The sequence below is a fragment of the Streptomyces sp. NPDC046862 genome (genome assembly GCF_040704615.1).
GTDB lineage: Bacteria > Actinomycetota > Actinomycetes > Streptomycetales > Streptomycetaceae > Streptomyces.
Map to the genome: position 1 here is coordinate 1 of NZ_JBEYXP010000111.1, position 11,911 is coordinate 11,911.

The window sequence follows — 11,911 nt, forward strand, 5'->3', positions numbered from 1 at the left end:
GTCGGCCTCGCCGGTGATGACCAGGGCCGGCGGCAGCCCGGCGAGCTGCTCGGTGGTGCGCCCGTGTCTTTCAGGGGCGCGGGGAACTGCGCGACCAGCCACACACAACCCGCACACGGCCCTTGGCAGGACCCGGCAGACGCGCCCCCGAAGTCCCCTACGCACCGAAATGTTTCCCGCTCACGGCAGCCAATCCCACCGATTGACCCCCCACGCAGCGAGACTTACGGTAGAAGACGGTTTCAGAAAATGTTTCTCAACCCTCTCAGGAGAGTCATGCACAGCGCCCAGCTGCCGAGGGCCGTGTTCGCCATGGATCCGGTGCACCTCCCCCTGCTCTTCCCCGAGCCCCTCATGGCGCGGCTGCGGCAGACGGCCGACATCGACCCCGCACTCGTCGTACAGGACTTCGCCGCCCCCACCGCCACCCCCGCACTGGCGAGAGCCGAGGTGCTCATCACCGGCTGGGGCTGCCCGCACCTCGACGCGGACGCCCTCGCCGCCGCACCGGACCTGCGCGCCGTCCTGCACGCCGCCGGCTCGGTCCGCTCACTGGTCGGTGAGGCCCTGTGGAAGCAGGGCGTCACCGTCTCCAGCGCGGTCACCGGCAACGCCCTGCCGGTCGCGGAGTACACGCTCGCGATGATCCTGCTGGCCGGGAAGGACACCTTCGCCCACCGCGAGCGCTACCGCGTCACCCACACGTACCCGTCCCCCACCGAGACCGCGGCGACCGGCAACCTGGGCCGCCGCGTCGGAGTCATCGGCGCCTCGCGCGTGGGCCGCCGCCTCCTCGACCTGCTGCGGCCGTACGACTTCGAGGTCCTCCTCCACGACCCCTACGTGGACGCCGTCGAGGCCGCCGGACTCGGTGCCCGGCTGGTGTCGCTCGAGGACCTGCTGGGCCACAGCGACATCGTGAGCCTGCACGCCCCGGACATCCCCGAGACCCAGCGCATGCTCGACCGCGGCCGGCTCGCGCTGATCCGCGACGGGGGCGTGCTGATCAACACCTCGCGCGGCGCCCTCGTCGACCACGACGCCCTCACCGACGAGCTGGTCTCCGGCCGGCTGAACGCGGTCCTGGACGTCACCGAGCCCGAGCCGCTGCCCGCCGCCTCACCGCTCTACCGGCTCCCCAACGTGTACCTCACCCCGCACATCGCCGGCTCGCTGGGCAACGAGCTGGAGCGGCTCGGCCGCATCGTCGTCGACGAACTGGAGCGCCTGGCCCAGGGCCTGCCGCTCGCCCACCAGGTACGGCACGCGGACCTGGCCAGGGTCGCCTGATGCACCCCGCGCACAGCCCGTCCCGCCTCGTCCACAAGCCGTCCTGTCAGGAGTAACCATGGGATACGGTTTCGCCACCGGTGGGGCACGGAAATCCGGCTTCTCCGGTGAACGGGACACTACGGTGAAGGAGCCTCAACGGTGAGTCAGCGCAAGGCGCCCAGTGACGCCGGACGGGCGACCATCCGCGACGTCGCGGAACGCGCGGGCGTCTCCGTGGCGAGCGTCTCCCGCGTGCTGTCGGGCAACTACCCGGTCTCGGACGAACTGCGCCGCCGGGTGATGAAGGTCGTCCGCGACCTGGACTACGTCACCAACGCCCACGCCCGCTCGCTCGCCGGCGGCGGCACACCGACGGTGGCCATCCTCATCAACAACATCACCGGCGCCGCCTTCGCCCACGTGGCCAAGGGGGTCGAGGGCGCGGCCACACTGCGCGGCTGGCTGTCCCTGGTCGGCACCACGGGCGACGACCCCGAGCGCGAGCTCGCCCTGGTGAACATGATGCGCCAGCAGGGCGTGGCCGCGGTGGTCCTGCTCGGCGGCGCGTACGACTACGACGAGTACCAGCTGCGCATGGCGCGCTTCGCCCGCTCCCTCGACGCGGCCGGCTCGCACCTCGTCCTGGTCGGCAGGCCGCCCCTGGAGGGCGACGTCCCGGCGACGACGGTCGACTACGACAACGAGAGCGGCGCCTACGCGATGGCCAGTCACCTGCTGTCCGCCGGTCACCGCAGGATCCTGGTACTGCCGGGCCACTCCGAACTCACCACCGCCCAGAGCCGGCTGAACGGCGCCCGGAGGGCCTTCGAGGCGTACGGCGTGCCCTTCGACCCGGGCATGGTGCGCCACGGACCGTACGACGACGAGCACGGGCACGAGGCCGTCGAGACGAGCCTGCGCGAGGGCGTGGACTTCACGGCGGTGCTCGCCGGGACCGACGTGGTCGCCGCCGGCGCCATGCAGGCCCTGCGCGCGGCCGGGCTGCGCGTGCCCGAGGACGTCTCGATCGTCGGCTACGACGACATCCCGCTGGCTTCCCAGCTCACTCCCCAACTGACCACCGTGCACGTGCCGTACGAGGAGATGGGCCGTGTCGCGCTGCGGGCCGTCGCCGACCGCCGCGAGGGCGGACCGGGCCGCCGCAAGAGCACGGACGGCGAGCACCTGGTGCTGGGCACCCATGTCGTCGTACGGAACTCTGTCGCACCGCCCCCACCCGCACGGCGCGGCTGAGAAACAGCGCGGGAGAGGTTTCCGTAAACGGTTTCTCGTAGGTTTTCCGCGCTTCCGCACGAGCCGCCGAGGCACCCGCCGTACACCTCGGGCGCCTCTCCCACCCGCCTTTGACCTGCGCAAACAATGCGCACACGCGCGTCGGGCCGCGCCCGCCCCCGACGTCACCCGATGGACAAGCCGACGTAACAAATTGACTCCGGCCTCTTGCTATGGGCGGCCACGTCGGCCTACCTTCCCAGGAACCGCTTACTACAGCTTCTGCTTGGCCGGTCCCCCGCAACGCGAGCCCACGGATCACGGTCGCCGTTCCTGGCCAGCACCACAGAGCCGCCGTCCTCGTTCTGAGACGCCTGATTTCCTAAGGATCACGGTCAGATGAACTTCACCAGCCCTCGGAGAAGGTTCGCTCGCGCCGCTGTCGCGGGCCTCGCGCTGACAGGTCTGCTCTCCGCCTGCGGCGGGTCGGACTCCGGAGACTCCAAGTCCAACTCCTCGGGTCCGGTGACCCTCGACTTCTGGGGCTGGGCGAACGGCCAGGAGGCCGTCGTCAAGGCGTTCAACGCCAGCCACAAGGACGTCAAGCTGAAGTACACCAAGGTCACCGACCAGCTGACGATGCAGAAGCAGCTGACCAACGCCGTCAAGGCCAAGAACGCGCCCTGCCTGCTGCAGAACACCGGCGAGTACGTCACCAGCTGGGTCTCCCAGGGCGCGCTCGCCGACATCACCAAGTACGTCGAGTCGAGCAAGGACAAGTTCAACGCCGGCTCGTGGGCCACCGGCCAGGTCCAGGGCAAGATCTACGGCGTCCCCACGAGCTCGGCGCCCGCCTTCACGATCTACCGCACCGACATCTTCAAGAAGTACGGCCTGAAGGCGCCCGCCACGTGGGACGACTTCATCGCCGCGGGCAAGGTGCTGAAGAAGCACGGCATCAAGATCACCAACTACGCCGGTGAGGACCCCAGCACCCTGGAGGTGCTCGCCATGCAGGCCGGGGCGCACTGGTACAGCATCGACGGCAACTCCTGGAAGGTGGACTTCCAGGACCCGGGCACCCTCAAGGCCGCGAAGGTGATCCAGGAGATCATCGACAACGACCTGAACTCCAAGCTCTCGTTCGCCGACTACGCCGCCGTGCAGCGCAACTACGACAACGGCGGCACCGCGACCCGGCAGATCTCCACCTGGCAGATGTCGGGCATGGTGCAGAACTTCACCAAGTCCTTCGGCGACTGGGCGCTGTCCCCGTGGCCGACCTTCAAGGGCGAGGCGGCCAAGACCCCGGCCGGCACCAACCAGAGCGGCAACCTGACCCTGGTGTCGGAGAGTTGCGCGAACAAGGAGCAGGCCGCCGAGGCGGCGCTGTGGATGTCCACCGACGCCGGAGCGGTCAAGACCATGGCCAGCCCGGAGACCGGCAGCGGCGTGATGCCGGCGCTGGCCGACAGCGACTCCTACGTCGCCGAGGCGATCTCCGAGAAGCTGCTCGGCAAGAACTACGAGCCGGCCAAGAAGATCGTCACGGACAGCCTGGGCACCGTCACCACCGACTGGACCTTCGGTCCGGACTGGACCGCGATGTTCACGGAGATGCAGGACGAGTGGGCCCAGGTCGTCAGCAAGAAGCAGACGGTCACCGACCTGCTCGCGCACATGCAGGAGTGGACGGTCAAGGACCTGAAGTCCCGCGGTATCAGCGTCAAGGGCTGAGGCACACTTCATGATTCGCTCGCAGCGCTGGAAGGGTGCCGCCTTCACGGTGCCCTTCCAGCTCGGCTTCGTCTTCCTCTATCTGCTTCCGATCGGCTACGCGGTCTACCAGTCGCTGTTCCTGCAGAAGCAGTCCGGACTCGGTCTGGGCGGCGCGACCAGGGAGTTCGTCGGGCTGGAGAACTACAGCCACGGCCTGACCGACTCGGCTTTCATGAGTTCCATCCTCAGGGTGGTGCTGTTCGCCTGCGTCCAGATCCCGTTCATGCTGTTCGTCAGTCTGGTGCTGGCGCTGTTCCTGGACGCGGTCACCGCCAAGGTGGCCGGCCGGTTCCGGATCCTGCTGCTGGTGCCGTACATGATCCCCGGCGTGGTCGCGGCGATCGTGTGGGTCAACCTGTACAGCCCCGACGTCGGTCCCTTGACGCCGCTCGGCGACCTGCTGGGGTTCCACTGGAATTTCTTCGCGCCCTCGATGGTGTGGCCGGCCATCGGCAACCTGCTGACCTGGCACGGCATCGGCTACAACATGGTGATCATCTACTCGGCGCTCCAGGGCGTGCCCCGTGAGCTGTTCGAGGCCGCGCGGCTGGACGGCGCCTCGGAGCTGCGGATCGCGCTGAGCATCAAGGTCCCGTTCGTGCGCGGGGCGCTCGTCCTGACCGCGCTGCTGTCGATCATCCAGATGCTGCAGATCTTCAACGAGCCCGCACTGTTCCGGAACGTGACCCCGCAGACGGTCAGCGACAGCTTCACCCCGATCATGATCATCTACAACCAGGCGTTCAACGCCGGCAACTACCACTACGCCGCGGCCCTGTCCGTGCTGCTCGCCCTGATCCTCGGCCTCGCGTCCCTCCTCTTCTACCGGCTGACCTCGAGGGAGGCGGACTGATGGCGCTGACGGAAAACCGCAAGGAAAACCGCAAGGAAAACGGCACGGCGAACAGCACGGGAAACGGCACGAACGGCGGCGCGGAAAACAGCACGGAAAACGGCATGGAGACAGCGGCCGTGCCTCCCGGCGGAGGCGGCGTGCGTCGGCTCACCCGCCCCGACCCCGCCGGGCGCTCCCGCGGCGGCCAGCGTTTCCTCCTCGTCGGTCTGGTCCTGGCCAGTGCCTACAGCCTGTTCCCCGTGTGGTGGCTGATCGTCGCCGCGACCAAGGACCGCGTGGGGCTGTATCAGAGCAACGGGCTGTGGTTCTCCGACCTGCACCTGTGGGACAACCTGCACCAGGTGTTCACGTACGAGGACGGCATCTTCCTGCGCTGGACGGCGAACTCCTTCCTGTACGCGGGCGTCGGCTCCCTCGGCGGCACCCTGATCGCCCTCGCCACGGGCTACGGGCTTGCCCGGTTCGACTTCCCCGGGCGGGGCGCGGTGTTCGCGGCCGTGGTGGGCTCCTTCCTCATCCCGATCGCGCTGCTCACCCTGCCGCTGTACCTGCTGTTCTCAGCGATCGGCATGGTCGACACCCCCTGGGCGATGCTGATCCCCTGCCTGATCAACCCGTTCAGCGTGTACCTGGCCAAGGTCTACACGGAGGCGACGATCCCGTTCGAGCTGCTGGAGGCGGCCAGGATCGACGGTGCCGGGGAGCTCAGGATCTTCTTCAGCATCGTGCTGCGGATGATGACCACGGGCGGGGCGACGGTTTTCCTGCTGGCCTTCGTCAACACCTGGAACGCGTTCTTCCTCCCGCTGACCGTGCTGCGGGGCGAGGAGAACTGGACGCTGAACCTGGGTCTGTACAACTGGTCCGGCAAGCGCCTGGAGTCGGGCGTCGACGTGACCAGCCTCGTCCTGACCGGCGCCCTGCTGTCCATCATCCCGATGGCGATCATGATGGTCGCGATGCGCCGCTACTGGCGCAGCGGGGTGACGCTGGGCGCCCTCAAGTGACGCCGTCCGCCGCCCGTCCGCTGATATCTCCTGAGGGCCGCAGGTGACCCTGACTCCCTGCGGCCCTCAGGCGCCCAACTCCTCCGGAGCCTCCACGTGACCGTGCTGCACAACCCAGTGATCCGCGGCTTCGCGCCGGACCCGTCGATGGTCCGGGTCGGCGACTGGTACTACGTGGCGACGAGTTCGTTCGAGTGGTACCCGACCATCCCGATCCACCGCTCCCGGGACCTGGCGCACTGGGAGTACGCCGGCCACGTCCGGGGCGCGGTCCCGGGGGACTCGCTCGCCGGGGTGCCCGACTCGGGCGGCATCTGGGCGCCGTCCCTGAGCTGGGACGGCGAGCGGTTCTGGGTCGTGTACTCGGTCGTACGCTCCGTCGGCACGCCGTACTTCGACGTGGACACGTACGTCAGTACGGCCCCTGACGTGGCCGGGAAGTGGTCGGCACCGCGCCGTGTGGCGAGCCACGGCTTCGATCCCGCGCTGTTCCACGAGGACGGGCGGCTGTGGCTGCTCAACCTCCAGAACGACCACCGTCCGGGCGGCAGGCGCTTCGCGGGGATCGTGCTGAGCGAGCTGGACCGGGAGACGCTGACCCCCGTCGGCGACACGCGTCTGCTGCTCCAGCACGAACGGCTCATCGAGGGGCCCAAGCTGCTGTGGCGCGAGGGCTGGTACCACCTGGTGCTGGCGGAGGGCGGCACCGGTTTCGAGCACGGCGTGCTCATGGCGCGCAGTCGCGCGATCACGGGCCCGTACGAACTCGACGACCGTCCGCTGCTGACGTCCCGCGACGATTCCTCGCTGCCCCTGCAGAAGGCGGGGCATGCGGAGTTCGTCCAGTTGCCGGGCGGCGACTGGGTGCTCAGTCATCTGACGGCCCGGCCCCTGCGCACACCCGAAGGACCGCGCTGCACACTCGGCCGCGAAACGGCGATCCAGCCGGTGACCTGGGACGCGGAGGGCCGGCCGAGGCTGCGCCACGGCGGCCCGCACCCAGCGGTCGAGGTCGACGTGGCCACACGGCCGGAACCGCCCGAACAACTCACGGAGGCGGCCGACCCGTTGGGGTGGCCGTGGAGCACCCTGCGCGGATACCCGGACCCGTCCTGGGCGGACACCACCAGCCGTCCCGGCTGGATCCGGCTCCGCGGCCGGCACGGACCCGAGTCGCGGTGGGCGCACAGTCTGCTCGCCCAGCGCGTCACCGAGCACCGCGCGGAGGCCGAGGTCACCGTGGAGGCGCGGCCCTGCACGTTCACACAGGCCGCCGGGCTGATGCTCTGGTACAACACCGAGGCCTACCTCGCGCTCGACCTGACCTGGGCGGAACCCGAGGGCGAGGAGCAGCGCGGACAGCAGTGGCTGGGCGGCGGCCGTACGGTGCTCAGTCTGGTGGAGCGCGACGAGGACGGCACCCGGCGGGCGGCCGTCGTGGAGGTCGAGGCAGGCGTGCCGCTCACCCTGGGGGTGACGGTCGAGGGGGCCGAGGCCCGCTTCTGGTACGTCCGGGACGGGGAAAGGGACGGGGACGGGAACGGAGACGGGGACGGGGCTCGCGTGCCGGTCGGTCCGCCGCTGGACTTCAGTCGCCTCTCGGACGACTACGGATCCCGGCTGCGCTTCACGGGGGCGATGGCGGGCATCCATGCCCGTGATCTCGTCGACGCGTCGTTCACCGCCGACTTCCGCGGCTTCCGGCTGACGTGCGTGCCGGACTGAGTGCTCGTCACTGTTCGAGGTTTCGAAAGTTCAGGACCCGCGTCATGCCGTGATTCCCGGTGTCTTCACGTCGCCTTGCGGCACATCTAGGGTAGGAAGCGCTTTCTGTCGCTCGGTTTTCGATCACGACGAAAAACAGCGCTGGTCCAACTTTCGAGGGCCCTCGGGCGGGCCGGAGAGGTGGTCTTCGATGGTCCGTTCCGGGAGCGGTGCCGCGGTCCGTACGGCGAGTGCGGGCGCCCGTACAGCAGCAGGCGCGGCAGGCACAGGCACAGCAGGCGCAGGCACAGCAGGCGCAGGCACGGCAGGCGCAGGTACGACAGGCGCAGGCGCGACGGGGCCGACGCTTGCCGTGGTCGCGCGCGAGGCCGGGGTGTCGGTGCCGACCGCGTCCAAGGTGGTCAACGGGCGGGAGGACGTGGCGCCGGAGACGCGGCGGCGCGTGACCGAGGCGCTGGAGCGGCTCGGCTACGTCCGCAGACCCCGCGTCGAGGCGGCGAAGGCACCGGGCCTGGTCGACCTGGTGGTGCACTCGCTCGACAGCTCCTGGTCGGGTGCGGTGCTGCACGGCGTGGAGGAGGCGGCGCACGAGGCGGGCCTGGAGATCGTGGTGTCGGCCGGGCTGACCCGGACCCGCGGCGGGCGTCCCGAGCGCGGCTGGCTCGACAAGCTGACCACCCGCGGCTCGTCCGGGGTCCTCTTCAACCTCGCCGAGCTGACCCCGTCCCAGTACACCCGGCTGGACCAGCACCGCATCCCGTTCGTGATGATCGACCCGGTCGTCGAGCCCCCGCCGGGCGTGCTGTCGGTGGGCGCGGCCAACTGGCAGGGCGGGGTCAGCGCCGCCGAGCACCTGCTCGCGCTGGGCCACGAACGGATCGCGTGCGTCGGCGGGTACCGGCGCAAGATGTGCAGCAGCGCGCGGATCGCGGGCTACCGCTCGGCACTGGCGTCCGCCGGGATCCGGCACCGGCCCGAGTACGTCCGGCACGGCAACTTCGACGAGACCGCCGCGTACCGCCGGATGCTGGAGCTCCTGGATCTGCCCGAGCCGCCGACGGCCGTGTTCGTGTGCTCCGACAAGATGGCCCTCGGGGTGTACCGGGCGCTGGCCGAGCGGGGGCTCCGCGTACCGGACGACATGAGCGTGGTCGGCTTCGACGATCTGCCCGAGGCCCGCTGGGCCTCCCCCGGCCTCACGACGGTCCGCCAGCCGCTGTCGGAGATGGCGGCGACGGCGATGCGTCTGCTGGTGCGGCTGATGGCGGGTGAGCAACCGGAGGGAACGCGCACGGAGTTGTCGACGCGGCTGGTGGAACGGGCGAGCACGGGGGCGCCGCGGGGGTGACGAAATCGCGGGCCGACCGGCGGTGATGCGGCTCTCGTCCTCCCCATACAAAGGAATGGCAACCCGGTGAACGGAAGAAGTCGTCGCCCCGTACCGTGAGTGGCGGTCCGCGCCTCCAAGCCCGGTTCCGCCGTACCACCGCACGGTTTTCCATGGAAGGACCTCCGGGTTGTCGCACATACGCACTTCGCAGCCTCCGGCAACGGACCACGAAGAGGCCGCCGCTCCGGAGCGAACGCCCGACGACGACATCCGGACGGGTGCCTCCGGCGAGACGACCACGGGGAAGGGCGGGCCCACGGACGCGGAGACCACGGACGCGGAGACCGTGGCCGAGGAGCCCGACAGCGCCTCCGGCGGGACCGGCGCGAGCGGCCCGAACGAGCCCTCCGGCGAGGACGGCACGCGTGGCCCGGGTGGGGCGGACGGCGACACCCCCGGCGAGGACGGGGCCGGTGGCCCGGCCGAGGCGGACGGGCGCGCCGACGAGGAACCCGGCGCGGAGACCGCCTCGGAGACGGCGACGGAGACGGCGACGGCGACGGCGACGGCCGGGCACCCCGGCGAGGAGGCCGGCGAATCCGCCGCAGGCGACGCGGAGGCGGAGCCGGCACAGCCGTCCAACCCGGACACGTCCGACGACGAACTCGCGAAGCCAACCCTCCCGGCCACCTCCGACGGCTCATCACCGAAGCCGCCCACCGCCGACACTCCCGACGACGAACCCTCGACTCCATCCACCCCGGACGCATCGGTCGCATCGGACGACCCATCACCGAAGCCGTCCACCACCGTGCCGTCCGACGGCACGTCACCGCGGCCGTCGACCCCCGAGGCGTCCGACAACGCGTCACCCGAGCCGTCCGCCGCCGACGCCACCGACACCCCCGACGACGACACCACCGACACCCCCGTCGCCCATGGCTGGCGCGCACGGCGTCCCGAGTTGGCCCGGGCGTTGTCCTGGACCGTCACCGGGCTCGCCCTCGTGCTCGTGCTGGTCGCGTTGATCGTGCCGAACGACATCCACAAGCTCGCCGAACCTGAGAGGTTCGTGCGCATCCCGGCGGAGGGGATACTCGGCGCCGCGCTGCTGCTCCTGCTGCCGCCGAGGTCACGGAAGCTGATGGCGATCGTCGAGGGCGTGCTCCTCGGGCTGCTGATCATCCTGAAGTGCCTCGACATGGGCTTCTACTGGACCCTCGACCGGCCCTTCGACCTGGTGCTGGACTGGATCCTGCTCGACGACGCCCAGTCGTTCGTGAAGGACTCGTTCGGTGAGGGCGGCGCGCTCGCGGCGACGATCGGGCTGTTCGTGCTCCTGGCCGGCCTCGTCGTCCTGCTGGTGCTGTCGGTGCTCCGGCTGACCCGCGTCATGGTCGGCAACCGCAACACCACGGGCCGTACGCTGCTGATCCTCGGCACGGCGTGGATCACCTGCTCCACGCTGACCCTGGAGTTCTCCGGCGTGCCGGTCGCCTCGCACAGCGCGGCCACGCTCGTCGAGAACCGTGTGGAGGCGGTGCGCACGGGCCTGAAGGACGGCAAGGCGTTCGAGAAGCAGGCGGCCATCGACGCCTTCGCCGACGTCGCGCCGGATCAGCTGCTGACCGGGCTGCGCGGCAAGGACGTCCTGATCACCTTCATCGAGAGCTACGGCCGCTCCGCGATCGACGACCCGCAGATGGGCGTGCCGCTGGGCAAGACGCTCGCCGACAAGACGCAGGAACTGAAGGATGCCGGGTACGCGTCCCGCAGCGGCTGGCTGCGCTCCCCCATCACGGGCGCGGGCAGCTGGCTGGGCCACTCCACGTTCCTGTCGGGTCTGTGGATCAAGAACCAGTCGCGTTACAACCACCTCGTCGCGGGCGACCGCCTCACCCTCACCGAGGCGTTCCGCCGGACCGGCGCCTGGCGCACGGTCGGTGTCGTGCCGGGCACCCAGAAGGCGTGGCCCGAGGGCAAGTACTTCGGCCTGAACCACATCTACGACTCCGACGAACTCGGCTACAAGGGCCCGAAGTTCAGCTGGTCCACCATGCCCGACCAGTACACGCTGAAGGCGTTCGAGAAGCTGGAGCACGGCAAGAAGGACCGCAAGCCGATGATGGCGGAGATCATCCTGACCTCCAGCCACAACCCGTGGGCGCCGATCCCGAGCACGATCCCCGAGGACCAGGTCGGCGACGGTTCGGTCTACTACGACCTCCAGAAGCGGGAGGGCAAGAACCCCGAGGAGGTCTGGAAGGACGCCTCGAAGGTCCGCGACGAGTACCGCAAGTCCATCCAGTACTCGGTGACCAGCCTCGTCGACTACGTGGCCAAGTACGGCTCGAAGGACACCGTCCTGATCTTCCTCGGTGACCACCAGCCCAACAAGACGGTCACCGGCGAGAAGCCGAACCACGACGTGCCGGTCTCGATCGTGGCCCAGGACCCGAAGGTGCTGGACAAGATCGCCGACTGGGGCTGGACGGACGGCCTCAAGCCCGCCGACAGCGCCCCGGAATGGCGCATGGACAAGTTCCGCGACCGCTTCATGACGGCGTTCGGCCCGCAGGGCGGCGCGACCGGCTGAGCGGCCGCGTCACCCTTGCCGCAGGCCGCCAATTGGCTTCTCAGTCCCGGGGGCGGGGCGGCCCCGACCGCGGGTGGGCGGCGGCGTTGGGCAGGTTTTTGGATTAAAAAAGG

Annotated in this window: 8 protein-coding genes; all 8 read left to right on the top strand. The window is 69.8% G+C overall.

Features of this window, described 5'->3' with window-relative positions; translation table 11 throughout:
• Positions 1-276: 276 nt before the first annotated feature.
• Positions 277-1,290, top strand: a complete 1,014-nt coding sequence (locus AB0959_RS52425; protein ID WP_366834109.1) for a hydroxyacid dehydrogenase — start codon at positions 277-279, stop codon at positions 1,288-1,290.
• Positions 1,291-1,431: 141 nt separating this feature from the next.
• The gene (locus tag AB0959_RS52430) at positions 1,432-2,526 is read left to right on the top strand and encodes a LacI family DNA-binding transcriptional regulator (RefSeq protein WP_366834110.1); all 1,095 of its coding nucleotides are present in this window, start codon (positions 1,432-1,434) and stop codon (positions 2,524-2,526) included.
• Positions 2,527-2,904: 378 nt separating this feature from the next.
• Positions 2,905-4,242 (top strand): extracellular solute-binding protein, encoded by a 1,338-nt coding sequence (locus AB0959_RS52435; RefSeq protein ID WP_366834111.1) that lies wholly within the window; start codon positions 2,905-2,907, stop codon positions 4,240-4,242.
• A 10-nt stretch (positions 4,243-4,252) separates the two neighbouring features.
• Positions 4,253-5,137 carry a sugar ABC transporter permease gene (locus AB0959_RS52440; protein ID WP_366834112.1) on the top strand — a complete coding sequence of 295 codons (885 nt, stop codon included), beginning with the start codon at positions 4,253-4,255 and terminating at the stop codon, positions 5,135-5,137.
• A 104-nt stretch (positions 5,138-5,241) separates the two neighbouring features.
• On the top strand, positions 5,242-6,147 hold the full coding sequence (locus tag AB0959_RS52445) for a carbohydrate ABC transporter permease (protein ID WP_366834116.1): 906 nt from the start codon (positions 5,242-5,244) through the stop codon (positions 6,145-6,147).
• A 96-nt stretch (positions 6,148-6,243) separates the two neighbouring features.
• Positions 6,244-7,872 (top strand): family 43 glycosylhydrolase, encoded by a 1,629-nt coding sequence (locus tag AB0959_RS52450; protein ID WP_366834113.1) that lies wholly within the window; start codon positions 6,244-6,246, stop codon positions 7,870-7,872.
• A 352-nt stretch (positions 7,873-8,224) separates the two neighbouring features.
• The gene (locus AB0959_RS52455) at positions 8,225-9,220 is read left to right on the top strand and encodes a LacI family DNA-binding transcriptional regulator (RefSeq protein WP_366834114.1); all 996 of its coding nucleotides are present in this window, start codon (positions 8,225-8,227) and stop codon (positions 9,218-9,220) included.
• Positions 9,221-9,389: 169 nt separating this feature from the next.
• Positions 9,390-11,798, top strand: a complete 2,409-nt coding sequence (locus AB0959_RS52460) for a sulfatase (RefSeq protein WP_366834115.1) — start codon at positions 9,390-9,392, stop codon at positions 11,796-11,798.
• Positions 11,799-11,911 lie beyond the last annotated feature (113 nt).